Annotated in this window: 20 protein-coding genes and 1 tRNA gene; 8 read left to right on the forward strand and 13 right to left on the reverse strand. The window is 65.4% G+C overall.

Annotated elements, in window-relative coordinates; all coding sequences use genetic code 11:
- Positions 1-149 precede the first annotated feature (149 nt).
- From AB843_RS20800 to AB843_RS20810, 3 genes are all read right to left on the reverse strand, one after another.
- Entirely contained in the window at positions 150-1,112 is a 963-nt protein-coding gene (locus tag AB843_RS20800) for a GlxA family transcriptional regulator (protein ID WP_048648903.1), read from the reverse strand.
- A gap of 55 nt (positions 1,113-1,167) precedes the next feature.
- Positions 1,168-2,064: a bifunctional methylenetetrahydrofolate dehydrogenase/methenyltetrahydrofolate cyclohydrolase FolD gene (gene folD, locus AB843_RS20805; protein WP_048648827.1), complete on the reverse strand. Its 897-nt coding sequence runs from the start codon at positions 2,062-2,064 to the stop codon at positions 1,168-1,170.
- Between the two features lie 108 nt (positions 2,065-2,172).
- On the reverse strand, positions 2,173-4,446 hold the full coding sequence (locus AB843_RS20810; RefSeq protein WP_048648828.1) for a GumC family protein: 2,274 nt from the start codon (positions 4,444-4,446) through the stop codon (positions 2,173-2,175).
- 316 nt (positions 4,447-4,762) lie between these two features.
- On the opposite strand from AB843_RS20810, the gene AB843_RS20815 reads away from it, so the two are divergent.
- Entirely contained in the window at positions 4,763-6,001 is a 1,239-nt protein-coding gene (locus AB843_RS20815) for a lipopolysaccharide biosynthesis protein (RefSeq protein WP_048648829.1), read from the forward strand.
- A gap of 43 nt (positions 6,002-6,044) precedes the next feature.
- On the opposite strand, the gene AB843_RS20820 is transcribed toward AB843_RS20815, so the two are convergent.
- From AB843_RS20820 to AB843_RS20830, 3 genes are read right to left on the reverse strand one after another with little or no spacing between them, the layout of a single operon-like run.
- Positions 6,045-6,962 (reverse strand): DUF6492 family protein, encoded by a 918-nt coding sequence (locus AB843_RS20820; protein WP_048648830.1) that lies wholly within the window; start codon positions 6,960-6,962, stop codon positions 6,045-6,047.
- Positions 6,959-7,735, reverse strand: a complete 777-nt coding sequence (locus tag AB843_RS20825) for a WecB/TagA/CpsF family glycosyltransferase (RefSeq protein ID WP_048648831.1) — start codon at positions 7,733-7,735, stop codon at positions 6,959-6,961. Before AB843_RS20825 ends, AB843_RS20820 begins: the two co-directional genes overlap by 4 nt.
- Positions 7,732-8,904 carry a glycosyltransferase family 4 protein gene (locus AB843_RS20830; protein WP_048648832.1) on the reverse strand — a complete coding sequence of 391 codons (1,173 nt, stop codon included), beginning with the start codon at positions 8,902-8,904 and terminating at the stop codon, positions 7,732-7,734. The genes AB843_RS20825 and AB843_RS20830 overlap by 4 nt, the downstream gene beginning before the upstream one ends.
- A 152-nt stretch (positions 8,905-9,056) precedes the next feature.
- Here AB843_RS20830 and AB843_RS20835 point away from each other — a divergent pair, with 152 nt between their 5' ends.
- Entirely contained in the window at positions 9,057-10,085 is a 1,029-nt protein-coding gene (locus AB843_RS20835; protein ID WP_048648904.1) for a glycosyltransferase family 2 protein, read from the forward strand.
- A gap of 75 nt (positions 10,086-10,160) precedes the next feature.
- On the forward strand, positions 10,161-10,973 hold the full coding sequence (gene proC, locus AB843_RS20840) for a pyrroline-5-carboxylate reductase (protein WP_048648833.1): 813 nt from the start codon (positions 10,161-10,163) through the stop codon (positions 10,971-10,973).
- Positions 10,974-11,010: 37 nt separating this feature from the next.
- Here the strand turns inward: proC and AB843_RS20845 are convergent, their stop codons facing one another.
- Together AB843_RS20845 and AB843_RS20850 are read right to left on the reverse strand one after the other, a co-directional pair.
- A complete protein-coding gene (locus AB843_RS20845) occupies positions 11,011-12,330 on the reverse strand; it encodes an NAD(P)H-dependent oxidoreductase (RefSeq protein ID WP_048648834.1) in 1,320 nt (439 codons plus the stop codon).
- 56 nt (positions 12,331-12,386) lie between these two features.
- A complete protein-coding gene (locus AB843_RS20850) occupies positions 12,387-12,866 on the reverse strand; it encodes an Lrp/AsnC family transcriptional regulator (protein ID WP_048648835.1) in 480 nt (159 codons plus the stop codon).
- Between the two features lie 142 nt (positions 12,867-13,008).
- Between AB843_RS20850 and AB843_RS20855 the strand changes: the two genes are divergently transcribed.
- The 5 genes from AB843_RS20855 (at position 13,009) to AB843_RS20875 (ending at position 19,494) form a co-directional block, all read left to right on the forward strand.
- Entirely contained in the window at positions 13,009-16,440 is a 3,432-nt protein-coding gene (locus tag AB843_RS20855; RefSeq protein WP_048648836.1) for an indolepyruvate ferredoxin oxidoreductase family protein, read from the forward strand.
- 159 nt (positions 16,441-16,599) lie between these two features.
- Positions 16,600-17,616, forward strand: a complete 1,017-nt coding sequence (locus tag AB843_RS20860; protein ID WP_048648837.1) for an ABC transporter substrate-binding protein — start codon at positions 16,600-16,602, stop codon at positions 17,614-17,616.
- A 43-nt stretch (positions 17,617-17,659) separates the two neighbouring features.
- Positions 17,660-18,430, forward strand: coding sequence for an ABC transporter ATP-binding protein (locus AB843_RS20865; protein WP_048648838.1), 771 nt, complete (start codon positions 17,660-17,662; stop codon positions 18,428-18,430).
- Positions 18,420-19,271, forward strand: coding sequence for an ABC transporter permease (locus tag AB843_RS20870; protein WP_048648839.1), 852 nt, complete (start codon positions 18,420-18,422; stop codon positions 19,269-19,271). Before AB843_RS20865 ends, AB843_RS20870 begins: the two co-directional genes overlap by 11 nt.
- A 147-nt stretch (positions 19,272-19,418) precedes the next feature.
- Positions 19,419-19,494: transfer RNA gene (locus AB843_RS20875), tRNA-Phe, on the forward strand.
- A 380-nt stretch (positions 19,495-19,874) separates the two neighbouring features.
- On the opposite strand, the gene AB843_RS20880 is transcribed toward AB843_RS20875, so the two are convergent.
- The 5 genes from AB843_RS20880 to AB843_RS20900 are packed head-to-tail and all read right to left on the reverse strand — an operon-like array spanning position 19,875 to position 25,020.
- Positions 19,875-20,942: a dihydrodipicolinate synthase family protein gene (locus AB843_RS20880; RefSeq protein WP_244468048.1), complete on the reverse strand. Its 1,068-nt coding sequence runs from the start codon at positions 20,940-20,942 to the stop codon at positions 19,875-19,877.
- Between the two features lie 27 nt (positions 20,943-20,969).
- Complete coding sequence (locus tag AB843_RS20885; RefSeq protein WP_244468049.1) at positions 20,970-21,686, reverse strand: TetR/AcrR family transcriptional regulator; 717 nt, start codon at positions 21,684-21,686, stop codon at positions 20,970-20,972.
- Entirely contained in the window at positions 21,673-22,701 is a 1,029-nt protein-coding gene (locus AB843_RS20890; protein WP_048648906.1) for an NAD-dependent epimerase/dehydratase family protein, read from the reverse strand. The genes AB843_RS20885 and AB843_RS20890 overlap by 14 nt, the downstream gene beginning before the upstream one ends.
- 4 nt (positions 22,702-22,705) lie before the next feature.
- Positions 22,706-24,184, reverse strand: a complete 1,479-nt coding sequence (locus tag AB843_RS20895; RefSeq protein WP_048648841.1) for an enolase-like domain-containing protein — start codon at positions 24,182-24,184, stop codon at positions 22,706-22,708.
- Positions 24,181-25,020 carry a sugar phosphate isomerase/epimerase family protein gene (locus tag AB843_RS20900; protein ID WP_048648842.1) on the reverse strand — a complete coding sequence of 280 codons (840 nt, stop codon included), beginning with the start codon at positions 25,018-25,020 and terminating at the stop codon, positions 24,181-24,183. The genes AB843_RS20895 and AB843_RS20900 overlap by 4 nt, the downstream gene beginning before the upstream one ends.

Raw genomic sequence — 25,020 nt, forward strand, 5'->3', positions numbered from 1 at the left:
TTGTCGAACCACGCACCGGATCAATGCAACGGGATGTAGGTATTGTACCGTGTTCGGACGCACAAAGGACGCACCATCTCATTGTTCTCCGCATTTATGCGAACAGTCAGGTGTTTCCACCAGACTGCAAGATGCTCGTGCCTCTCCCCTCAATAGGTCGTGCGGCGCTCGTCGGAGGGCGGGCGGTCGAATTGCTGGCGATAGCTTTGCGCGAAATAGGAATGCGAGGTGAAGCCGGTGGCGATCGCCACGTCGAGGATCGGCATGTTGGTCTGGCGCAGCAGTTCGCGGGCGCGCTCCAGCCTCAGCCGCATATAGTAGCGGCCAGGCGTCATGCCGAGATGGCGCAGGAACAGGCGCTCCACCTGGCGCACCGAAAGGCCGGCCGCCTTGGCCAGTTGCACCGCCGAATAGGGTTCGTCGAGATTGTCGGCCATCAGCTCGACGATCTTCTTCAGCTTCTCCGACTTGCCCGTCAGGTCCCGCTCGGGACCCGTGCGCTGGCGGTCGCCGGCGGAGCGGATGCGCTCGTGCTGGAACTGGTTGGCGACCTCATTGGCAAGTTCGGCGCCGAGATCGCCCCGGACGATCTCCAGCATCAGGTCGATGGAGGTGGTGACGCCGGCGCAGGTGAAGCGCTTGCGGTCGATCTCGAAGACATTGCCGGTGCAGTCGATTTCGGGAAACCGTTCCATGAAGGAGGCACGGTTTTCCCAATGGATGGTGCAGCGATGGCCCTCAAGCTGTCCCGCCTCGGCAAGCAAATACGAGCCCGCCGCCAGCGCTCCCAGCCCGCCGCCGCGCCGACCCCATGAACGCAGGGCGGCAAGCACCGTGCTCTTGCCCGGGAACTCGAGGGCGAGACCGACGCAGACGAAGAGAATATCGACGGTGGGCAGATCGGCAACCGCGTAGTCGATCTTGATGGGAAGGCCATTGGACGCCATCACCGCCTCGCCGTCGGCCGACACGGTCACCCAACTGTAGACATCGCGTCCAAGAAGCCGGTTGGCCGAGCGGAACGTGTCAATCGCCGCCGACAGGGAGAACATCGAGAACTTGTCGACCAGCAGAAAGGCGAACTGCCGGCTCACATGTTTCGCCTCGCCCATGATGCGTGGTTCTGCAGGAAACGTCGGCGGCGCGAAAGGCATTGGAGCGGCCGGGTCAGAAAGCCGGCGGCTCGCGCCCGGCGGCGCGAAAGGCGGAGGTCAGCGTGTTGGCCATCAGCATGGCGATGGTCATCGGACCGACACCGCCCGGCACCGGCGTGATGGCGCCGGCGTTCCGGCTGGCCTCGGCAAAGGCGACATCGCCGACGAGGCGGGTCTTGCCTTCGCCCTTTTCGGGTGCGGCGATGCGGTTGATGCCGACATCGATCACCGTCGCGCCGGGCTTGACCCAATCGCCGCGGATCATTTCGGGACGGCCGACGGCGGCAACCAGGATATCCGCCGTGCGGGCAAGGCCCGGCAGGTCCTTCGTGCGGCTGTGGGCGATGGTGACGGTGGCGTTGGCGGCGAGCAACAGGTTCGCCATCGGCTTGCCGACGATGTTGGAGCGGCCGACGACGACCGCGCTGAGGCCGGAGAGATCCTTGCCCCGCACCCGCTCGAGCATCAGCATCGCGCCGGCGGGCGTGCATGGCACGAAGGCCGTCGCGACCTCGCCGGTGCCGAGCTTGCCGACATTGATGAAATGGAAGCCGTCGACATCCTTCTCCGGCGCGATCGCCTGGATGATGCGGCCGGCATCGACATGATCGGGCAATGGAAGCTGGACCAAGATGCCATGGATGGCCGGGTCCGCGTTCAATTCATCGATCAATGCGACAAGCGCCTCCTCCGAGGTCTCCGCCGGCAGCGAATGCTGCACCGAGTGAAACCCGCATTCCTTAGCGCGCCGCGACTTCGAGGCGACATAGACCTGGCTGGCGGGATCCTCGCCGACGATCACCACGGCCAATCCCGGCGTCACGCCCGACCCGGCCAGGGACGCCGCCTGCTGTTTGACGCGGGCGATCACGTCCTCGGCGATGGTCTTTCCGTCAATGATCTCGGCCATGTCTTTCCCTCACTGCTCTAAGCCGCATAATGGGGAAAACCGAGGACCGCAATCCCGCCGCAACGCCGTTGCCTGACGTTATTGGGAAAACGGCATGGATTTTCCCTCTCAGGAGCGCATATGGGAGCGACGTTCGGCGATGCGGTCGATCTCGCGGCGCACGGCGTGCAGCCGGCTGCGAATATCGGCGATCGGCGCCGCGACCTCCTCCGCTCCGCTGGCCGTCGCCTGTTCGACCGGTGCCGTCGGTACGGGAACCGGGGCTGCCGAAGGAGGCGGCTCGGCCTGTGCAAGCGGTTTCCGGTCGCGGGTGCTCGCAAAGGAGCGTCGCATGCCGGAGCGGCCGCCGGATGGCGCGGGACCGGGGTCGAAATCATCACGGCGCATGCCGGAGCCGCCGCTCCCACCGCCGGCAGGCGGTGTGCGGCGCGGCTTGTCGTTCATGTTCTCGCGCAGGCTTTGCATCGCGCCGCCGAGGGCGCCCAGGCCGACGCCGGCGAAAAAGCCCAGCATCATGCCGGCGATGGCGATCGACGAGCGTGACGGGCCAACCGGGTCGAGCGGCGCGGACGCCTTCGAGATGATGCTGACATTGGCCGTGTTCAGGCCTTCCTGCTGGCCGGTCTCGCGGGCGCGCAACAGAAGCGCTTCATAGACTGAGCGCTTGGCGGTCGCCTCGCGCTCGAGCTCGCGCAGCGTGACGCGCTCGCCCTCCGCATCGCCCTTCTGCACCTTCAGCCGCGCAAGCTGCGCCGCCAAATCCTGTTCCAGTTGGACGGCGCGCTGCAATTCGACCTGGTTGGAGGCGACGACCCGGCGCAGTTCGCGGGCGATCTCGTCGCGCGCGCCGGCAAGCTCGGCCTCGACGGACTGGCGGTCGGGGTGGCGCGGGCCGAGGCGCACGGCCAGCCGGCCCGCCTGCTGCTTGACGCTGGAATATTGGGCGAGCAACTCGGTCATCACCGGTGAGGCGACCTGTTCGGGCAGTGCCCCGCCAAGCACGGTTTCGACGTCCAGCGTGCGCGCGGCGGCGGCGCGGGCGTTCAATTCGGAGGTGCGGGCGCGGGCCGACGAAAGCTGCTCGTTGAGGCGGACGATCTCATCGTCGGCGATGAGCCGGCCCTGCGCGTCGACGATGTCGTTCTTCGCCTTGAACTCGGCGATGGCGCGTTCGGCCCGCTCCACCTCGCCGCGCAGGGAATCGACCCGTTCGTTGATCTCCTTGTTGGCGCGGCCGGCCGTGGCGGATTGCAGGTCGCCATAGGTTTCGAGGAAAACGTCGGTCATGGTCTCAGCGATCAGGGCCGACTTTTCCGCGTCCCGCGTCGTCACGCCGACGATGATGATGAACGTCTTGGCGTTGCGGCTGACGTCGAGCGCCTGGGCGAGATTGTCGATGGCGATGGAATGCCGCGTCCCGGCATCCGCGTCGCCGCCGCCATTCACCAGCGCCGAAAGCAGGGCGCGCGGGCTTGTGACAAGGCCCAGAATGCCGCCGCCGGAGCCGTTGAATTCGGGATCGCTGGCGAGATCAAGCCGCTCGACCACCCGGTTCAGGACCCGGCCGGACGTCATGATGGCGACCTGGTTCTCGATCAGGGCGAGCGTGGCGTCGGAGGGCAGCCCGCCGCGCGCCAGATCGCGCTCGACGATCTGCAGGTCGCGCGGGTCGAACAGGAGTTCGGTAGCGGCGAAGTACATTTTCGGCGTCGCCAGCGCAACGAGGACACCCAGGAGCGCGCCGAGGATCGTCGTCGCGACGATCAGCCATTTGGCGCGAATGATGCCGGAAATGACGCGCATGGGGTCGATCAGCGGCCGCCAGTAACGGTCGTCGGATGAATTCTCGGCAGGTGGCGCCGGATCGGGCTCAACAGGCGCCGAGGCGCGGCGCTCATAAGCCGGCGCACTATCGCGCCGGGGCTGTTCCCTTTCGCGTTCCGGCGTGCTTTGCGCTGCCGGCTCGGCCGGCCTGCCCGGAGGCAGCGGGAACAGGCGGTTGAAAAGCCGCTCCTTGACGGATCGGCCTTCCTGCTCGGCGGCGTTTGCCGACGCGGAGCGCGGCACCCGGTCATGGTCGCCGTGGCGGGAAACTGCCTGCACAGCCTCACCCGTCGTGCGGCGCTGGCCTGCCTCGGCGCGGCGCAGATAGGCCTCGGCGATGGCGGCGGTTTGCCGGCGCATCATCGTGTCGTGCGGATCGTCGAGCGCGCGCGCCGGCTGTCCCCGGCCTGCCTTCGCCTCGGGCTGGCTCAGCGCGGAGGAATGCCGGCTGGTCGCTTCCCGATGCCGCCTTTCCTCCGCCGAACGTTCCGCAAGCAACGAACCGTTGCGCAAATCCTTGCGAGGCCCGTTCTTTCGAGGGTTATCGGCATCGAACATGGCGCGCCCGGCTTCCGCTCTATCTCTTTGTTCTTCCGCATTTATGCGGACGTCAGGTGATTCCACCTGACTGCAAAATGCTCTTAAGTGTGAGGCGGGCAGCATAAACCCGCGGTTATGTTAACCCAAGCTAAAGAGGCACGGGTAACAAATGGTTAACAACCGCGATGCGCAAAGCACTCCACAACGCTAAATTTTTGCGACGCTCCTCCCGGAACGGCGCATTAAACTTTGTCGGGTATCCCTTTCAGGCGTCAGGGCGGCCAGGCCGCAAACATCGCAATCCCAGGGGCCGGTCATTTCGATACGCGATTTCATGACAAGCCAGCGCAAGATGCTGCAGGATTATTTCGCGGCGATCAGCGGATCGGCCGGGCGGCTGGTCTTTTCGCTTGCCTATTTCGTCGTGCTGGCCAACACGCTGTCGATCGCCGAATTCGGCCTGTTTGCCACCGCATCGGCCGCCGGCATCATGCTGTCGCGCATTCTGGCGCTCGGCTTCACCGCCACGCTCTATCGCATCGCCACCGTCAAGCCGCGCCTGCTGGGCACCTATGCCGCCGGCTTCATCCTCCTGGCGCTCGTGTCGCTGCCGCTTCTCGGACTGGCGAGCGCGCTGATGTACCTGGTCTTCTTTGCCGGCGACATGACCGCCCTGCCCTTTGCGCTGATCATCGCCGCGGAAGCGCTGCTCTGGCGACCGACAGAGACCGTGGTCATCGTCAACAACGGGCTCAACCGCTTCGCAAAAGCGGCGATGCTGGTCATCATCGGTGTCGCGCTCAGGGCGCTTGCGGCCGGTGTCTTCGCGTTCTACGCGATGACCGACCTGACGAGCTGGAGCCTGTTTTATCTCGCCGCCAACGGAATCTCGCTGGTCATCGCGCTTGTCTTCTTCTGCCCGCGGCAACGATTGCGGCTGCGGCCGGCGCTCTACTGGCGGCGATTGTCCGACGCGCTCTACGTGGCGGGTGCGGAAATCCTGTTCTACCTGCAGATGGAACTCGACAAGCTTCTGGTGCTGGCGCTGGGCGGGGCGCAACTTGCCGGCATCTACGCCATGATCATGCGGCTGGTGGACCTGACCGCCATTCCGATCCGCTCCTTCTCGATGCTCCTGGTGCAGCGCATGATGCGAGCGCCGGAACTTTTGAGCCGGATGAAACTGAGGCTTGGCATCGAGGGCGCGATCTTCGCCGTTTCGACCCTCGCGCTGCTGATGCTTTCCGTCCTGCTCCTGCTTTATCCGACACTGCTCGGCAAGAACGTGGCCGAAGCGGCTCCGCTGGTGATCCTGGCGCTGGCGATCCCCGGCCTGCGCAATCTGACCGAGTATCAGGCAGAGCTTCTGTTCGCACGCGGACAGACCCTGCTGCGGGCGATCAACCTGGCCCTGCTGGCCGGCGTCAAGGCATTGCTCCTGTCGCTGGCGCTGATGACGTTCGACGCGGCGCGGCCGCTGGTCCTGTCGCTCAACGGCGTGTTCGTCGTGATCTATCTGGTCTCGGCGGCACTGACCTATCGGGCTCTGCGCAAGCCCGCCAAGCGCGTTTGACGCGGCTTCGCGATCATCCCGACCCGGTATCCATCCTTCGCGTTCATGCCCGGTCAAGAAGCTTGCGCACCGGGTCGAGATTGGTGCCGGTGAAGGACTGGATGCCAACCGCAACCTGGAAAGACTCCATGCCGGCAATGAAATCGCGCATGCCGGCCTCGTCGAGGCCGGGGCCGGACCAGTAGACGCGGCACAATTCCCGATCGTCGTGGAAGTGGCCTGCGCCGCCCAGCACCTCATCGGCATAGCGGCCATAGAGAATGCATTCGGAGAACTGGCGGTTGATGGCGATTGCTTCCACCCAATGGCGCCCGTGCTCGGCCTCGATGCGGGCGATCATGCCAAGCACCGCATCGCGCCGCCAGGCGATCAGCGTCGTGATGTAATCATGGGTGGATTGCTGCGCCGGTGGCAGGCCGAGCGCATATCCCGCATTGATCGACCAGTTCATGTGATCCGTGCCGCGCATGGCCGACAGGGCGCCGTCACGGCGATAGAGGCGCAATGCGTCGCCGCGCCAGAATGCGCCGCAATCGAAGGGCCTGAGAAACACGACGTCGGAATCGCAATAGACCAACGATGCTTCAGGCAGCTTTTCGGCAATGGCGATGCGGCGCAATTGCTGCACGTGCCAGCCGCGCAACGGAGCAAGACGCGTGCTCAGCCAAGCATGGCGTCGAAACAGGCTCGTCGGATCGCGCACCGCGTGCAGCCAGGAGGGCAGAAGATCGCGCTCGTCGACGACCGTGCGGCGGGCCGATTCAAGAGCGCGAAAACGGGCCAGGTCATGACCTGCGACCAGAAGCACATGGCGGCTGTGGCCGGTGACGAAGCGGTCCATGGATTCGCACAGCAGGCGGCAACGTTCGAAATCACCGCTGTAGCTGGGCGTAACGATGGCGGCCGACGTCGCGGCATCGTCCGCGAGCGCTTTTCCCGGGCCTACGGCAGGACCGCTCATTGCCGCCTCCAGCCAAACTTCTGGCCGAGAACCCGCAGCAGGAACAGAGGATTGCCGACGACATAACGACGCCACAAGCGGCGCGGCTCAAGGCCAAGGCGAAACAGCCATTCGAGGCGGAGCCGGCGCATCCACAAGGGCGCGCGCGGGACCGAGCCGCTGAGGAAATCAAGCAGCGCGCCGACGGCCATCGGCACCGTGCAATGCCGCGCCGTTATGTTCCGGGCGATCCACAATTCCTGACGCGGAACGCCCATGGCAACCAGCAGGACGTCGAGGCGCGCCTCGGCGATCGCCGCCAGCACGCCCGCTTCCTCTTCCATGGTGAAATAGCCGTCGTGCAGGAAGACGAACTCGTGCTGCGGCGCCAGCGCCAGCAATTTCGCCTGCGCCGCCTCGGCGTTCTGCCGGCGCGCGCCCAAAAGGCCGACGCGCAGCGGGCCATTTTCCCGGCGCAGGAACTCCGGCACGAAATCAGTGCCGTTCAGATTATCGGGAAACGGCGCGCCATAGAGCATTTTCGCCGCGATATCGACGCCGATGCCATCAGCCAGGATCAGGAAATCCTGCAAGGCGGCGCGAAACTCCGCGTCGTCGACGGCGATGTTGGCGTTGTGCGCGTTGAGGAAGCCGACCTTGGTAAAGCGCCGCTTGGCCACATTACGCCCAAGCAAAGTCATCGCATCATCACGGGAGATGACCGTGACACCGGTACCCAGTATATCGCGCCGCTCATAAGACGCCGGCGCCGCGTGCAGAGGTTCAACGTTCATGCCGCCTCTCCTTGCGGCGCAAAGCCGGCCTGGCGCAAACCATGCAGAACGGCCCTGTCCAGCGCACCGAGCTGCGCCCGGTGGAAAGCCCGTCCGTCGAGATCGTTCGGCGTCCCCTCGGCTGCCCTGGCGAGCGCGGCGGCGAAGTCGCGCGGATCGTCGGCAACAACGCAATTGTCGGGTGTGTGGGAAATGCCACGCAACGCGCTGCTGGTGGCAACGCTTGGCAGGCCTTGTTCGAAGGTCTCGATGGTCTTGAGCTGAACCCCCGTGCCGGCACGGCTGACGAGGGGAACCACCTTGCCGCTGCGCACGAAAGCCACGGCATCCGGCACCCGGCCGATGAAGGAGACGCGCGGATGGCGCGATGCCAGAGCCGCCGGCGCATCGCCGGCTATCGCGACACGAAAGCCATCCGGCAGATGGGGCAGAACCTGTTCGAGGAACCAGTCGAGACCGATGCGGTTCGGCGCCCAGCTCCACGTGCCGATGAGCGCCGCGTCGTAAACCGTCTCGCGCGGGCCTTCCGCGCCTGCCGGCTCATGCGCCACCAGCGGCAGGACTGCCGAGCGCCCGTCGCCGGCCACGCCGAGCATCGGCCTGTCCTCCTCGGACAATGTGTAGACAAAGCGCGCCTCGGCACAGAGCTTGCCTTCCAGCCGCTTCAAAAGGCGCGCCTCGCGCCGGAACAGAAATCGCGCAATGGGGCCCTTGGCCGCCGCGGCGCTCTGCGCGGCGGAAACATACTCGACATTATGCGCGACGTAGAGGTTCGGTTTTCCGGCAAAAACATCCCTGAACGCGCCGGCAAACTGAGCGGAATTGAAGATGACGCCGTCGACCGGCTCGAGCTCTGCCAGCGCGGCGGACACCCGGCGCGGCGAGACGAACCGCATCTTGGCCGAAGAGAATGTGAGCCCGTGCCATAGCGCGGCGGCAAGCCAGCCGAACCTGGTCATGAACGTGGCCGCCTCGGTGCGCGGATCGAGCGCGCCCAGCACCACCGCATCCGCCGGCACCGCTTCCCGCCGCCCCTGCCAGGCAAAGCCCATGACGGTCAACCGGCAGCCGGCACGGGCAAAAGCGTCGATGATGGCAGCGTTGGCAATTTCATAGCCGCTCGTCGGCGTTCCATCGGGAACAATGGATGTGGCAAAGACCAAATGCATATTGCTTTCCTGTTCGGAATATTTTCTCAAACAGCCGTGAACGCTTGATTAAGCAATAGCCTTCGGACACCCTCTCGCAGCAAATAGCGGTCATTCCCGCAGGCTCGCGTCAAGGGTATTTAACGCAACCTTAATCGGCTCAGAGACTTATGATGCCAACGCAACCCGCCCATGGCCACCCCTTGTCGGAAAACGCCCCGGACAAATCCGTCTCGATCGTCGCACGCACGCCCGGCCTGAACGCGCGCGCAATCGAATGCGTGGTGACCGTGCCGACCTTCAAACGGCCGCAACAGCTCCTGGACACGCTCCATTCGCTCGCCGCGCAGAAGACAGGGCGGCGCTTCGCGGTGATCGTCATGGAAAACGAGGCGGAGAAGCGCGAGGGCGCGACGGCGGCGTGTGCGCCCTTCGAGGAAGGCGTCTTTTCCGGACTGGTCGTCATCGCGCATCGTCGCGGCAATTGCCACGCCTACAATGCGGGCTGGGAAACGGCGCTCGAGGAATTCCCGGACTTCCGCTATCTGGCGGTCATCGACGACGACGAGATCGCCTCGCCCGACTGGCTGGAAAACCTGTGCCGCACGGCCGAAGCGCTGAACGCCGATATCGTCGGCGGGCCGCAAGTGCCCGTCTTCGCCGCGCCGGAGCATGGGCGCTGGGCAACGCATCCCGTGTTCGCCCCGCACTACGACAGGACCGGGCCGGTGCCGGCGCTTTATTCCTCGGGGAACCTGCTGATTTCGCGCGCTGTGCTCACGGCGATGCCACGCCCGTTTCTCGACCTGAAGTTCAATTTCATGGGCGGCGGCGATTCGGATTTCCTCAGCCGCGCCGCGCAGAAGGGCTTTCGCCTCGCCTGGTGCGCCGAGGCGATCACCCAGGAGATCGTGCCGGCACGGCGCGTCGAGGCGGACTGGATCCGCGCCCGCGCCCTGCGCAACGGCGTCATCTCGACGCTGGTGGAAAAGAAGAAGCGCGCCGAAGAGCGTTTCGGCGCGCTGCGTGTTTTCGCCAAGAGCCTGGCCCTGCTCGGCCTGTCGCCGTTGCGCGGGCTTGGCCGGCTGTTGTCGACCGGATCGCTTTCGACGGCGATGTATCCTGTCTATGTGGGGCTCGGTCGGGTGCTCGCCGAGTTCGGCTACGCCAACGAACAGTATCGCGAACCCGAGAAGAACTGAGACACCGCCCGCTGTTGCAATGTGCGTCCGCTCGCGGCATTGCTGGGAGGCATTGATCACGGGAGAGCAACATCCATGGGTAAATCGGTCATTCTCGTCGGCTGCGGCAATATGGGCTACGCCATGCTCAAGGGCTGGATGGCAGCCGGCAAACTGGCCTCCGGCGACGCCACCGTGATCGAACCGAACGACGACCTGCGCGACCGCGCAGCCAGGCTCGGCGTGTGGGTCGCCGGCACGGCCGATGGATTGCCGGCCGATGCCACGGCCGATCTCGTCATCTTCGCCGTCAAGCCACAGGTGATCCGCGAGGTCGCGCCGCCCTATGCGCGTTTTGCCGGCAAAGCGACTTTCGTCAGCGTCCTGGCTGGAACGGGAACCGCGACATTCGAGGAAATTCTCGGCCGCAACGCCGCCGTGATGCGCTGCATGCCGAACACGCCGGCGGCAATCGGCAAGGGCATGATGGTGTTGTTCTCGAACCGCAATGTTACCGACGAGGCCAAGACCTTCGTCAGCGCGCTTCTGGGCGTCAGCGGCGCGGTGACGACCATCGACAATGAGGAACTGATGGACGCGGTGACCGCCGTTTCAGGCTCAGGACCGGCCTATGTGTTCCACTTCATCGAGTGCTTGACGGCTGCCGGCGAAAAGGCCGGCCTGCCGAAGGAGACGGCCAAACTGCTTGCCATGCAGACGGTCTACGGCGCGGCCAGCCTCGCCAGGGAGAGCGACGACACGCCGGGGCGCCTGCGTGAACAGGTGACCAGCCCGAACGGCACAACGGCGGCAGCGCTGTCGGTGCTGATGGGCGAAAACCGCCTTCTCGACCTGGTGAGCGATGCGGTGGACGCTGCCAAGAAGCGGTCTATCGAACTAGGGAAGTAGGCGGGCGAACTGGGGGCGTCGGCGCTCGCCCAAAAACCTACCCGGCGCCGAACACCATCGCGTCCTGCTTCGCCCGCAGCGCGACGAGCCGCGAGGCCGGGTCGGGCGCAGCGTTCTCGTAGGTCAGCAATTTACCCTTCCTCACCGGCGCGGTGATGGTCCCGCCCTCGAGCAGGCCGCAAGGGATAGCTTTCGCCGCACGGGCTTCCGCCGCCGTCATGATCCACGAGCGGTAGGAATATTCGCCGATGGCGTCGAGCGTGTCGCCGGGCTGCAGATCCTTCTTGGCCACCGCGCAGACCTCCGCCACCGGCTTGTCGAGCGGCACCATGTCCGCCTTGCCGTAGAGCACCGCGCGAGCGCAGGTCAGCGGCACTTCCAGCGAGGTCAGATGATAGGGGCGGAAGAAGGTGTAGTAGGGCCCGGCGCCGAGCTTCAGATCGTTCATGCGCTCGCGCAGGCGCGGATGATCCATTTCGGCGATGACGAAGACGCCGGGCGCGACGCCCTTGCCGACGGTGAAATCGACGCAGCCCTTTTTCGACAGGACACCGCCATCGGCCACGGGACAAAGGACGCCCGACAGTTCCTCGCGGCTGGCGGCCGGGCCATGCATGCCCGGTCTGTCGGGGACGAGGCCGGTGGCGTTGGCGATCGCCGCCATCTCGACCATGGTCTTCGACCCGTCGACGAACTCGACCAGCATGCGCACATTCATGTTGCGGCGCTCGGCTTCCTCGGCATAGTCGTCGGGTATCGCGTCGATGTTGAGCGGGTTGTTCTTGCCCTTGCCGGCGGCGACGATGTCGTGGCCCATGGCCGAGACGAACTCGATCAGCTCCATGCAGGAGGACGGCTCGTCGCCGGCGCCCACCGAATAGGTGACGCCGAGCCGGTCGGCCTCGCTCTTCAGGTAGGCGCCGATGGTGACGTCGGCCTCGACATTCATCATCACCAGGTGCTTGCCGGCCTGCATGGCGTTGAGGCCGATCTCGGCGCCGACCGCCGGCTTGCCGGTGGCGTCGATCACCACGTCGACCATCTCGTTCTCGGCGACCAGCAGGGAATCGCCGACAAGAGCGGTCTTGCCGGCGCGGATCGTGTCGCTGATGGCGCCCATTGTTGCCGCCTCGGCGGCGCTTTCGGCGGCAAGGCCGGCGATCTCGATGGCGGCGGCGGCGCGCTCGGGCCTTGTGTCGGCGATGGCGGCGACCTCGATGCCCTTCATCCGCGCCACCTGCGTGACGATGTCGGTGCCCATCTCGCCGCAACCGATCAGGCCGATGCGCACCGGCCTGCCTTCTTCCGCGCGCTGCGCCAGATCGCGCGCCAAACCTGTCAGGGCCACATTGGTCATCGGCTTGTTCCTCCTGTCACGATTGAAGCGAGATAGAGAGGCGGCGGCGGGACTTGTCAACCGGGCCCGGTCTGCACGGGAACGGCGCTGTGCTGCTTGATGTCCTTCAGCACCAGATTGGTGCGCACATTGGCGATGCCCGGCAGGCGGAACAGGAAATCTTCCAGAAAGCGGTTGTAGGCGGCCAGATCCCGGCAGACGACGCGCAGATGATAATCCGCCTCGCCCGTCGTCGAATAACAGTCGAGCACCTCCGAGCGGCGGCGGATCTCGGCGATGAACGTGTCGACATGCCGGTGGTCGTGCCGCGTCAGCGTGACGTGGACGATAGCCTGGAAGCCGAGGCCGGATTTCTCGATGTCAAGCAGCGCCGAATATCGGCGGACCAGCCCGGCCTCCTCCAGGGCGCGCACGCGCCGCCAGCAGGCCGAAGTGGACATGCCGGCGCGCTCGGCAAGCTCCTGGTTGGACAGGCGGCAATTCTCCTGCAGCGCGTCGAGAAGCCGGCGATCCTGCTCGGTGAGTTTTTCTGGCATCGGCTGAAAACTTCCCAATCAGTTCGATTTGAAACCAAGAATCGGTAAATTCTACCATATTGAAGCCCGTTACCGCCATATCTGGCAGGAAATTTCAGCCTGTCCGGTTTAGAATCTCTCCAAACTCAGTTGGAGGAGCCGCATGACCGTGCACCACAAGGCGGGCGAGCTCGCGCAATACCGGCTCGAGGATCGCTACACCCAGAAAACAGGCCGCGTCTTCATGACCGGCACGCAGGCGCTGGTGCGCGCGGCCCTCGACCAGGCGCGCCGCGACAAGGCGGCCGGGCTCGACACGGCCGGCTTCATCTCCGGCTATCGCGGCTCGCCGCTGGGGGCGCTCGACCTGGAGTTATGGCGCGCCAAGAAGCGAGTCGAGGACGCGCATATCGAATTCCTGCCGGCGGTCAATGAAGACCTCGCCGCCACCGCCGTGCTCGGCAGCCAGCAGGTGGAGACCAACCCGAAGCGCCAGGTCGAGGGCGTGTTCGGCCTGTGGTACGGCAAGGGCCCCGGCGTCGACCGCTCCGGCGACGCGCTGAAGCACGGCAATGCCTATGGCTCCTCGCCGCATGGCGGCGTGCTGGTCGTCGCCGGCGACGACCATGGCTGCGTCTCATCCTCCATGCCGCACCAATCCGATGTCGCCTTCATGGCCTGGTTCATGCCGACGCTGAACCCGGCAGGCATCGACGAGTATCTGCAATTCGCCGAATACGGCTATGCTCTGTCCCGCTTCTCCGGCATGTGGGTCGGCTTCAAGGCCATCTCGGAAACCGTCGAATCGGCCGCTTCCTTCGATCTTCCCGCCGACCGCGTCTTCAAGACCCCCGATTTCACGCCGCCGCCCGGCGGGCTGCATTATCGCTGGCCGGACCTGCCCGGTCCGCAGATCGAGGAGCGGATGGAGGCGAAGAAGCATGCGGTGCTCGCCTTCGCCGAAGCCAACCCGATCGACCGGCACATCTACGATGTCAGGCACGCGCATTTCGGCATCGTCACCACGGGCAAGGCGCATCTCGACCTGATGGAGGCGCTGCGTCTCATCGGCGTCGGCGAAAAAGAATGCCGCAAGCTCGGCATCGACATCTTCAAGGTCGGCATGGTCTGGCCGCTGGCGCGGCGCGAGGCGCTGGCCTTCGTGCGCGAAAAGGAAGAAGTCCTCGTCATCGAGGAGAAGCGCGGCATCGTCGAAAGCCAGTTCAAGGAGTATTTCTACGATTGGCCGGGCGACAAGCCGAAGCGCATGGTCGGCAAGCGCGACGAGGCCGGCGAGCGGCTGGTGCCATGGACCGGCGAGTTATCGCCGCGCCTCCTGTTACCCATCGTGGCGAAGCGGCTGGACGGCATATTCCCCGGCCATGGCTTCGTCGAACGGGCGGAAGCGATCCTCGCCCGGCCCGCCATCTCCCTGCAGGTCGAGGGCGCCACCCGCACCCCCTATTTCTGCTCCGGCTGCCCGCACAACATTTCGACGAAAGTTCCCGAAGGCTCCCAGGCACTGGCCGGCATCGGCTGCCATTTCATGGCGAGCTGGATGGACCGCGAGACCTCCTCGCTGATCCAGATGGGCGGCGAAGGGGTCAATTGGGCCGCGTCTTCCCTGTTCACCGGCAAGAACCACGTGTTCCAGAATCTCGGCGAAGGCACCTGGTATCATTCGGGCTCGATGGCCGTCAGGCAGGCGGTCGCCGCCGAGGCGAACATCACCTTCAAGATCCTCTACAACGACGCCGTCGCCATGACCGGCGGCCAGCCCGTCGACGGGCCGGTCAGCGTGCAGGGCATCGCGCATGCCTCGCGCGCCGAGGGCGTCGAGCGCATCGCGCTCGTCTCCGACCAGCCGGACAAATTTCGAGCCGGCGATCTCCCCACCGGTGTCACCATTCACCACCGGCGCGAGATGGACGCCGTGCAGCGCGAATTGCGCCAGGTGAAAGGCGTTTCCGTCCTCATCTACGAGCAGGCCTGCGCCACCGAAAAGCGCCGCCGCCGCAAGCGTGGCCAGATGGAAGACCCGAAGAAATTCGTCGTCATCAACGACCTGGTCTGCGAGGGCTGCGGCGACTGTTCGGTGGAATCGAACTGCCTGTCCGTCGAGCCGAAGGAAACCGAGTTCGGCACCAAGCGGCAGATCAACCAATCGTCCTGCAACAAGGATTTCTCCTGCCTCAACGGCTTCTGCCCGAGTTTCGTCACCGTCGAGGGGGCCGCGCGGCGCAAGCGCACCGGCATGGAAGTCGACCTGACCGCGCTCGCCGCCGATCTTGCGGAGCCGGAATTACCGGGACTGGAAAAGCCGTTCGACCTTCTCATCACCGGTGTCGGCGGCACCGGCGTCGTGACGGTCGGCGCGCTCGTCACCATGGCCGCGCATCTGGAGGGCAAGGGATCGAGCGTGCTCGATTTCACCGGCTTCGCGCAGAAGTTCGGCCCGGTTCTGTCCTATGTGCGGTTGGCCGACAAGCCCGCGGCGATCCACCAGGTACGCATCGACAAAGGGGCGGCGGACGCGCTGATCGGCTGTGACATCGTCGTCTCCTCCTCCCCCAAAGCGTCGGCCAGCTACCAGCCGGGCATGCGCGCCGCCGTCAATCTCGCCCAGATGCCGACCGGCGACATCGTCCGCAAACGCGATGCGAGCCTCAGGGTCGACGCGCGGCTCGCGGCGATCGAGGGTGTCACCGGCGCTGAAAACCTCGCCGCCATGGACGCCAACCGCCTTGCCGAAAAACTGATGGGCGACACGGTGTTCGCCAATGTGATGATGCTCGGCTTCGCCTGGCAGATGGGGCTGGTGCCGGTGTCGCTCAACGCACTGGCGCAGGCCATCGAGCTGAACGGCGTGGCGGTGGAGAAGAACCACCGCGCCTTCCTGATCGGCCGCCTCGCCGCCGCCAAGCCGGAAGCCATGGCGGAATTGATCGGCCCGAAGCCGGTTGCCGATCAGACCCTGGATCAGATCGTCAGCCGCCGCGAAGCCTTCCTGACCGACTACCAGGATGCCGCCTATGCGGCGCGCTACCGTCGCCTCGTCGACCGGGTGCGCGCGGCCGAGGTGCCGCTCGGCACCGACGCGGTTTCGGCCGCGGTCGCCAAGTCGCTGTTCAAGCTGATGGCCTACAAGGACGAATATGAGGTCGCCCGCCTGCACATGGAGACCGGCTTCACAGAGCGGCTGGCGCAAGAGTTCGAGGACGGCTACCGCATCGTCCATCATCTGGCCCCGCCGTTCCTCGCCGCGGCCAAGGACGCGCGCGGGCGGCCGCTCAAGCGCGCCTTCGGCCCCTGGGTGCGCCTGCCCTTCCGCCTCCTTTCGCGATGCAAGCGCCTGCGCGGCACTCCCTTTGATCCCTTCGGCTACACCGCCGAACGGCGCATGGAGCAGGGACTGATCGGCTGGTACGAGGCGCAGGTGGAGACCGCCTTGCAGCGTCTCGACGCCGGCAATGCGGCAATGCTTGCCGAGGCGCTGGCCCTGCCGATGCAGATTCGTGGCTACGGTCCGGTGAAGGAGGAAGCGGCGGCGCGCGCAATAAAGCAAGTGGACGCGCTGCTGGCCCCGCAGACCTGACCTGAAGCGCCGCGATACTTCCGTCAGACAACCATGACGTGGACCAGGCACGAGATGCCTGATCCTCCATCCGAACTACGCCCTATTCCGCATCGTTCTTGCGCTTGCTCCAAGCTTATGCAAGGAGCATCCTCAAGCGGGGTGTTTTAGGAGTATTCCATGTTTTCATTTTCACGCAGAACCTTTGGTGTATTGGCTTTTGCCGGTGCAGTCGCATTCACGACCGGCGCATTTGCCGCCGACAAGATCAATGTCGGCATCCTGTCGCTGACATCGCACTCGCCCAGCATCATAGCCGAAGCCAAGGGCTATTTCACCGAGCAGGATCTGGAGGTCGAGTTCATCTCCTTCCAGGCGGCGCAGCCCATGGCGGTGGCCATCGCCTCGGGCGATGTCGATTTCGGCATGACGGCGATTTCCGGCGGGCTGATCAGCCTGGCGGACAAGGGTGTCATCAAGATCATCGGCGGCGCGCTCCAGGAAACGCCGGAGATCGAGGGCCAGAAGATCATCGTCTCGAAGGCCGCCCATGACGCCGGCGTGACCACGCCTGCCGCACTGAAGGGCCGCAGCTTCGGCATCACCACCACCGGCTCCTCCTTCCATTACATGGCACACAAGATCGCCGACAAGGAAGGGTTCGACCGGGCGGAAATCCACCTGAAACCCCTGCAGAAAGTACCGGCCGTCATCGCCGCGCTGAAGAGCGGGCAGATCGATGCCTGGTCGATCGTGCCGAACATCGCCGGCCCGCTGACAAAGGGGCCGGAAGTGGTCGAGATCGGCAAGATCGCCGACTACATCGACAATTACCAGGTTACCACCGTGTTCACCTCGACCGCCAACGCAGAAGGCAAGCAGGAGCTGGTGAAGCGCTTCCTGGCCGGCCTCTCCAGGGGCATCGCCGACTACAATGCGGCGCTGGTCGACAAGTCCATGAGCGAGGAAGACATCGCGGCCATCGTCGCCATGATCCACAAATACATCTATTCCGACCAGCCGATCGACAAGGCCGATCCGCGCATCCGCGCCGGCGCCATGCGCATCAACGAGAATGCGGTGCTGAGCCTGGCGAGCGTCGAAGACCAGCTCGAATGGTTCAAGTCGGAGGGTCTGGTTCCCGAGGGCATCACCATGGACAAGCTGGTCGATACCAGCTTCGTCGAAACCCGCTAGCGTTCTCGCCGCCCCGCAAGGAGGGGCGGCGAGCGGCCAACCGATGCAGCTCGTTCTCCAAAACATCAGCCACCGCTACGGCGGCACCACCGTGCTCGAAGACATCTCTTTCACCGTGGATGACGGCGAGATCGTCTGCATCGTCGGCCCGTCGGGCTGCGGCAAATCCACCCTGCTGCGGATTGCCGGCGGGCTTGAGCAGCCGGGCGCCGGCGCGGCGCTGATTTCCGGCGCGCCGCCGGAGGGGTCGCTCAATCCGCTGACCTATATTTTCCAGGATTTCGCCCTGCTGCCCTGGCGCACCGTGGAGGATAATGTCAGCCTGGTGCTGGAAGACCACGGGATCGAGCGCCGGGAGCGGCGCTCCATCATTGCCGACGTGCTCGCACGCACCAATCTTGCCGATTTCGCCAAGGCGCTGCCGCGCCAGCTTTCCGGCGGCATGAGGCAGCGCGTGGCGATTGCCCGCGCGCTGGCCGTCAAGCCCGCCATCATGCTGATGGACGAGCCGCTTTCGGCGCTCGACAGCCAGACGCGCGAATTGCTGATGGACGATCTGATCGCCCTGTGGAGCCGGGAGCGGTTTTCCGCCTGCTACGTGACGCACAATCTCAATGAAGCCGTGCGGCTTGGGCGGCGCATCGTCGTCCTGTCGCGCCGGCCGGGCCGCATTCGCGAAGTGGTCGAGATCGACATGCCGCTCACCGAGCGCGCCGCGCGGCTTGGCGAACTGGAGACGCTGCAGCGCCGCGTCTGGGAGATCATGCGCGAGGAAGCGCGCGAGGCCGACCGGGAGATTTCCGATGTCGCATGAAACCACAGTGCCGGAGACGGCCCGCGCCGACGCCGTCGGCACAAGGGACGAGGCGACGTTGCGGCCCGTGCCGTTTCGTGGCGGCGGTTTCGTCCATCGGCCGCTCGGCCCGGTGGCGCCGATCGTGTTCCTCGCCATCCTTGCCTTGTGGGAGATCGGCTCGCGCAGCGGTTTCATCAGCCAGATCGCCCTGCCCGCCCCTTCCGAGGCCTTTGGCGCGCTGGTCGACCTGGCGACAAGCGGGATGCTGTGGAAGCATGTCGGAGCAAGCCTCTACCGCCTGTTTGTCGGCTGGACGCTGGGGAGCCTTCTGGGCATCGCCGTCGGGCTTGCCGTCGGCTTGTTCTCCCTTGCCCGCGCCGGCCTCCTGCCGCTGGTCTCGGCGCTATTTCCGGTGCCCAAGATCGCGCTCCTGCCGCTGTTCATCATCTGGTTCGGCATTGGCGAGGGATCGAAGGTGGCGACCATCCTGTTCGGCACGTTCTTCCCCACCGTGATCGCCACCTATGCCGGGGTCGACAATGTCGACCGCAATCTGATCCGCATGGGGCAATCCTTCGGGCTTTCCTGGCTGTCGATCGTCCGCAAGATCATCGTGCCGGGCGCGATGCCGGCGATCCTGTCGGGCTTCCGCATTTCCGCCTCCATCGCCATCGTGCTTCTGGTGGCGGCCGAGATGATCGGCGCCGAGTTCGGCATCGGCGCCTACATCCTGATGGCGGGTGCGCTGTTCGCACTCGATCAGCTGATCGCCGGCGTTGCCCTTCTCTCGGTTCTCGGCCTGTGCATTTCCTGGCTCATCGGCAAGGCGGAGAAGCGCCTGCTTTCCTGGCGCGCGTGACGGCCATGGGGACGGGGGAAAAATCTGCCGGCAAATCGGCGCAACGGCGCTTGCCAGCGGCAAATCTCGTGCTATAACCCACGCGCTTTCGGTGGAGTACCAACCCTGCCGATCCGCCGCCGACAATGGCTCGGCGGTAAATGGCAAGCCCAGATAGCTCAGTTGGTAGAGCAGCGGATTGAAAATCCGCGTGTCGGTGGTTCGAATCCGCCTCTGGGCACCATTCCCTCTTTGTACGACATACCTCTCGACCAAAGATTCTACGCTTGAATCTCCGTATCCCGCTGATTTTTCTCACTTTTTGTAACGCGTTCGGCGCACTTGAGCGTGTCGTGGAGGGCTTCGGCAAAATTGGTCCAACGAGGCAGGACGTTGGTGCTTCTGTTGGCACTGGCAACCTGTTGGTATCGAAGCCGCCGGCAGGAGGTCCCCATATGCCTCTCTCAGATGTGAGTTGCCGAAACTCCCGGCCCGCAGCCAAGCTCCAGAAGCTTTCCGATGACGGTGGTCTCCAGCTCTGGGCGCGGTGTCTATAGCATTCTGCCGTCAGACGATTTCATCTGACAGCAGAATGCGCTGGGTGCCGCCGCACTTCCTCAGGGTTCAGTCCGCCAGCCAGCGCTCCAGATTGGCCGCGACGAAAGCGTCGTCGTTGAGTTCAGGATAATCGCGGCAGATGCGGTCGAGTTCTTCCAGCTGGCCGGGGCCCATCGCCTCGTCCGGGTTGAGGCACCACGTGCCTTCCAGCAGGCCCTGCCGGCGCAGCACCTCGTGCAGACAGGCAATGCAGCCGGCGAAATCATTGGCGACGTCGAACAGCACGCCATTGGCGTCGGTGGTGCGCGCGTCGAGCGCCAGCCATTCGCTGGCGCTGCGCGCCTGCGGCCGCTGCTGGATGTCGGCCATCAGCGCGACGGCCTTGCGCGTCCACACCGACCAATGGCCGAGCAGCCCGCCCTTGATGCGCACGCTGACCGGTTTGCCGTCACGGACGAAGGTGAACTCCGTCATCAGGTCGGCGACGATGTGATCGTCATTGCCGGTGTAGAGCGTGATGCGGTCCTCGGCGTGGGCATCGACGACGGCGCGCACCACGTCGAGCGTGCGGTAGCGGTTGAACGGCGCCATCTTGATCGCCAGCACATTGTCGATCTCGGCGAAGCGGCGCCAGAAGGCATAGGGCAAAGCTTGCCCGCCGACCGCCGTCTGCAGGTAGAAGCCGATCACCGGCATGACCGCGGCGACGGCACGGCAATGGTCGACGAGTTCGTCCACGCTCGCATCGCGCATCGCGGCCAGGCTGAGGAGCACGGCGTGATAGCCCTTGGCGCGCGCCAGTTCCGCCTCGCTGACGGCCTGCGCGGTCCGGCCGACGGCGCCCGCCACCATGAAGGGCGTGCTGGCGTGAGCCGCCGCCTCCGCCGCTGCCAGCGACAGGACCGGCTCCAGCAGGCCATGGTCGCGGATCTCGAACTGGGTGGTGTGGACGGCGACGGCCAGGCCGATCGAACCGGCGTCGAGATAATAGCGCGACAACGCCCGCTGGCGGCGCTCGTCCAGCTTGCGTTCGGCGGTGAGCGCCAGCGGATGGGCGGGGATAACGCCCCCCTTGCGCAGGGCGGCAAGCGGCGTGGCGGGAAGATCGCTGATGTGCATGGAATGGGCTTTCATTGTCAGGCCTTCACAGGCCTTTCGTTGTCATGACTTCGCAGGCGAAGGCAGGTCGGTCACGTCGGCGTCCGGGCGCAGATAGCCCAGGATGACGTCGATCACGTGCTCGCGCCGCCGCGCCAGCACGTCGGGCGTCTTCGGCAGGCCGAAGATCGCCGACAGCGTCGAGCGGTTGGCGATGAAGAAATAGCAGATGCTGGCGATGGAGATGTAGAGCTGCACCGGGTCGACGCCGGCGCGGAACCTGCCCTCCGCCTGGCCGCGCTCGAGGATCGCCTCGATCATGGCCACCAGCGGGCTGTTCAGGTCGCGTGCCTTGGCCGAATGGGCGACATGCACGCCGCCATGCATGTTCTCGTCATTGATCAGCGAGATGAATTCGGGGTGCGCGCTGACATAATCGAAGGAGAAGCCGATCAACTCGCGCATCGCCGCAACCGGCTCGCGATGCACCAGTTCAAGCCGGCGCTCGGCCTCGCGGATGTCCTCATAGGTCTTTTCGAGGACGGTGCTGAACAGCGCCTCCTTGTTGCCGAAATAATGATAGATCAGCGCCTTGTTGCAGCGCGCCCGCTTGGCGATGGCGTCGATGCGCGTGCCTTTCAGCCCCTTCTTGGCGAATTCCTTCGAAGCGGCGTTGAGGATGCGGGCACGTGTCGCCACCGCGTCGCGCGTCGCCTTCTGGCCAGACCTGGCCGTCTTCATTGTCTCCGCGCCTTCGGCAGGCCGGTCAGTATGTTCCATCGCGCACCTCGAAATGCGTCGGCTTGCCGAGCGAGCGTCCGCCCTCCCTCATCCATTCGGCCGTCCACTCGATCAGGCGCGGCAGCGGCACGGAGGGATAGCCGAACAGCTTCTGCTGCAGGCTGGTGTCGATGATCCAGGCCTGCGGCTGCTCGGATCCTTCCAGCACCGGCTCCTTGCCGAAAAACTCTCCGAACTTCAGCGCCAGATTGCGCACATTGACCAGTTCCGGCCCCGACAGGTTGAGGACGAAGGGCGGGCTGTCGGCATGGGCCAGCGACTGCAGGGCGATGTCGTTGGCGTCGCCCTGCCAGATGACGTTGCAATGGCCGCTGTCGATCTGCACCGGCTCGCCATTCAGCACGGCGCTTGCCACGTCGTGCAGCACGCCATAGCGCATGTCGATCGCGTAGGAGAGCCGGATCAGCGAAACGCGCGTGTCATGCACGCTGGCGAAATGCTCGAACATGCGCTCGCGCCCGACGCAGGAATTGGCGTATTCGCCGGGCGGGTTCGGCACCACATCCTCGCGCGCGCCCTGCTGCGTGACGTCGACGAAGGGATAGACGCAGGCCGTCGAGAAGACGGCGATGCGCGACGCCTTGAACGCCTCGGCGACCAGCGCCGGCACATGCACGTTCATCGCCCAGGTCAGGCCCTGATTGCCGCTGGAACCGAATTTGCGCCCGGCCATGAAGATCACATTCGTCGTCTTTTCAAGGCTCTCAACCGCCTGCCGGTCGAGCAGGTCGCACGGCACCGTCTCGATGCCCCAACCTTCCAGCTTCTCCTTCAGGCCCGGCTCGGAGAAGCGGGCGACACCGATGACCCGCTTGTGCGGCGCGGCGCGCTTGGCCATGCGCGCCAGCGTCGGGCCCATCTTGCCGCCGACACCGAGAATGGTGATGTCGCCGTCGAGATCAGCCAGCACCGAGACGAGCCTGTCGCTCGGCCGCGACAAGAGGTCTTCCAGCTCGGCTTCGTTCAGGACGGCGTCTGGCAGGGTGTGGGTCATGGTTTCAGTCTCCTGTGCCGGCATGTCCGGCATCGCTTTTGTTGAGGCTATCGAAGGTCCAGCCGGCGGCGGGAATGCGCCGGTCGAGATCGGGAAGGCAGGCAAAGCCCATGCCGGGCACCTGCAGCGAGGCGATGTCGAGCGCGCCGCCATTGACGGCGGTGACGATGGAGCTGCCCTCGCGCCGGTAGAGATCGGGATGAGCGGCAAGTGCGGCCCCGGCCTCGGCCCGCGGCAGATGGTCGAGGCCGTGGAAATAGTGATGGCCGTTGCGCTCCACATGCGAAATGCCGAGCGCGGCGACCACGGCAAGGTCGGCCTGCAGCGAGACGACGGGCAGGCAGGTCAGGTCTTCCGCCGACTGGAAATAGGCACCCGGCCCGGCCATGCGGTTGCGCTCATGGGCGAGCATCGCGTTGAGCAACGAGCGGATGACACCCTTGCAGTTCTTGTGGCTGACGCCGCGATAGCCGAGCGCGATCGCCTCGCGATAGGCGCTCGTCCAGCCGTCGGCCTCGTCGACCAGCAGCGGCTTGCCGATCGCCTCCAGCGCCGCCTGGTCGAGCGGGCCGGCCAGCGCCACCGAACGCTCCAGCGGCTGCTCGACGAACAGGATCGCCTCGTAGAAGCGTTGCAGCTTCGCATTGGCGCGGATCGCCTCCATCAGCCCGGCGAAATCCTCCAGTCGCTTGTACTGTTCATTGCCGTCGAGCGTCAGCGCGAAGGTGCGGCCCGAGCGGTCGAGCAGGCTGGCGATGCTTTCGAGCCTGGCGAGATCCGACGCGGCGTCGCCGGCGATCTTGATCTTCAGATAGCCGAGAGCGTCCTGCTCGATATAGTCGGCCAGCGTTTCGGGCTGCCCGTCGTCCAGGCGGTCGGCCGGCGCGATGTCGCCGGCGGCGATGGGATCGACCAGCCCGACCGTGTGGCGCAGGCCGATGCGGGCAAGCGGCCTCCCCGGCAGCGCGTCGGCAAGGGAGATGCCGGCCAGTTCGGGAAACAGCGCCGCGCCGTCGAGGCCGAAGGCATTGCCCTGCGCCATGTCGAAGAAGCTCTGCCCCGTCGCGCGCCCCAATGCGTCGATCAGCGCCCGCTCGACCATCGACGTGCCGAACGATGCGCCCAGCCGGTTGAAGCCGGCCGCCACGGAACGGCGGTCGACCTCCACGTCCAGTTCGCGCCACAGATCAAACAGCGGCGCCTCCGGCAGATCGCCGGCAACGCTCAGCGCCTCCTCGATCACCCAGATAAGGTCGGCCACATTGTCGGCCGGCGTCTTCTCGGGCCGCTTGTCGAACCATTTGTAAGCCAGCAGGTCGGAGGCGTAGCCGGTCGCCGGCCTACCGTTCACCGTCACCCGCAGTTCGAGCGTGGCGCTCGCCGCCGCCTCCATGGTGATGACGCCGAAGCGGAAGGGCATGCGGGCGAAGGCATTGGCGATGCCGATGCGCCCGCCAAGCACCTTGAGTTTCGCGGTGGTCATCGAATGTCCTCCAGCACTTCGAACAGGCCGCGCACATAACCGCTGGCAAAGGCCGCCACGTTGGCGCCATCGGGATGATAATCGAAGGGTTCGATGGCGATGCCTCCGTCATAACGGTGCCGCTTGAGGCAATCGGCGATTTTCGCGAAGCGGTCATCACCGAGTCCCGGAACGCGCTTGCTGCGGTCGTTGAAATGAATGTGGCGGATGTGCCCGCCAGGCAGCCAGCGCTCCAGAAGCGCGTCGGTGGGTTCAGCCTCGCCGCCGGCCGCGGCATAGGTGTCGAGCATGGTTTCCAGCCCCGGCGAACCGACAGCTTCGACCAGCGCCACCGCCTCGGCGACCGTGGTGATGAAGTCGGTCATCTGCGGGGCCAACGGCTCGATGCAGTAGACGAGTCCGGCCGGGGCCGCCGCGTCGCCCGCCGCCGCCAGATGCGCCATCGCCGTTTCGCGCGCCGCTTCCCGCGACGAGGCGTGGCGCATCTGCCGCTGCTCCGGCGAGCCGTGTACCAGCACGTTGCCGCCGAGATCGGCGCACAGCTCGACCATGGCCAGCATGTGGTCGCGCGTCCGGGCGACGACGGCGGCATCGTCATTCGTCAGCGAAAGCCCGTCCGGTGCGGTGAGCAGCCAATGCAGGCCGGTGATGGCAATGCCGTTGTCGGCGGCTACCTGCCGCAGATGGCGCCGTTCCTTCGCCGATATCCGCGACGGCTCCGGCGACAGCGTGAACGGAGCGATCTCCAATCCATCATAGCGCAATGCGGCAGCCAGCCGGCATTGCTCCTCGAAGGACAGGTCGCGCACCACTTCGTTGCAGAGGGAAAGCTTCAT

This window comes from Nitratireductor soli, assembly GCF_001050155.1.
Lineage (GTDB): Bacteria > Pseudomonadota > Alphaproteobacteria > Rhizobiales > Rhizobiaceae > Nitratireductor > Nitratireductor soli.

Bases quoted from the DNA above. Each gene is read 5' to 3' on its own strand.
- AB843_RS20800 (WP_048648903.1), bottom strand. From the start codon at position 1,112: ATGGGCGAGGCGAAACATGTGAGCCGGCAGTTCGCCTTTCTGCTGGTC.
- folD (WP_048648827.1), bottom strand. From the start codon at position 2,064: ATGGCCGAGATCATTGACGGAAAGACCATCGCCGAGGACGTGATCGCC.
- AB843_RS20810 (WP_048648828.1), bottom strand. From the start codon at position 4,446: ATGTTCGATGCCGATAACCCTCGAAAGAACGGGCCTCGCAAGGATTTG.
- AB843_RS20815 (WP_048648829.1), top strand. From the start codon at position 4,763: ATGACAAGCCAGCGCAAGATGCTGCAGGATTATTTCGCGGCGATCAGC.
- AB843_RS20820 (WP_048648830.1), bottom strand. From the start codon at position 6,962: ATGAGCGGTCCTGCCGTAGGCCCGGGAAAAGCGCTCGCGGACGATGCC.
- AB843_RS20825 (WP_048648831.1), bottom strand. From the start codon at position 7,735: ATGAACGTTGAACCTCTGCACGCGGCGCCGGCGTCTTATGAGCGGCGC.
- AB843_RS20830 (WP_048648832.1), bottom strand. From the start codon at position 8,904: ATGCATTTGGTCTTTGCCACATCCATTGTTCCCGATGGAACGCCGACG.
- AB843_RS20835 (WP_048648904.1), top strand. From the start codon at position 9,057: ATGCCAACGCAACCCGCCCATGGCCACCCCTTGTCGGAAAACGCCCCG.
- proC (WP_048648833.1), top strand. From the start codon at position 10,161: ATGGGTAAATCGGTCATTCTCGTCGGCTGCGGCAATATGGGCTACGCC.
- AB843_RS20845 (WP_048648834.1), bottom strand. From the start codon at position 12,330: ATGACCAATGTGGCCCTGACAGGTTTGGCGCGCGATCTGGCGCAGCGC.
- AB843_RS20850 (WP_048648835.1), bottom strand. From the start codon at position 12,866: ATGCCAGAAAAACTCACCGAGCAGGATCGCCGGCTTCTCGACGCGCTG.
- AB843_RS20855 (WP_048648836.1), top strand. From the start codon at position 13,009: ATGACCGTGCACCACAAGGCGGGCGAGCTCGCGCAATACCGGCTCGAG.
- AB843_RS20860 (WP_048648837.1), top strand. From the start codon at position 16,600: ATGTTTTCATTTTCACGCAGAACCTTTGGTGTATTGGCTTTTGCCGGT.
- AB843_RS20865 (WP_048648838.1), top strand. From the start codon at position 17,660: ATGCAGCTCGTTCTCCAAAACATCAGCCACCGCTACGGCGGCACCACC.
- AB843_RS20870 (WP_048648839.1), top strand. From the start codon at position 18,420: ATGTCGCATGAAACCACAGTGCCGGAGACGGCCCGCGCCGACGCCGTC.
- AB843_RS20880 (WP_244468048.1), bottom strand. From the start codon at position 20,942: ATGAAAGCCCATTCCATGCACATCAGCGATCTTCCCGCCACGCCGCTT.
- AB843_RS20885 (WP_244468049.1), bottom strand. From the start codon at position 21,686: ATGGAACATACTGACCGGCCTGCCGAAGGCGCGGAGACAATGAAGACG.
- AB843_RS20890 (WP_048648906.1), bottom strand. From the start codon at position 22,701: ATGACCCACACCCTGCCAGACGCCGTCCTGAACGAAGCCGAGCTGGAA.
- AB843_RS20895 (WP_048648841.1), bottom strand. From the start codon at position 24,184: ATGACCACCGCGAAACTCAAGGTGCTTGGCGGGCGCATCGGCATCGCC.
- AB843_RS20900 (WP_048648842.1), bottom strand. From the start codon at position 25,020: ATGAAGCTTTCCCTCTGCAACGAAGTGGTGCGCGACCTGTCCTTCGAG.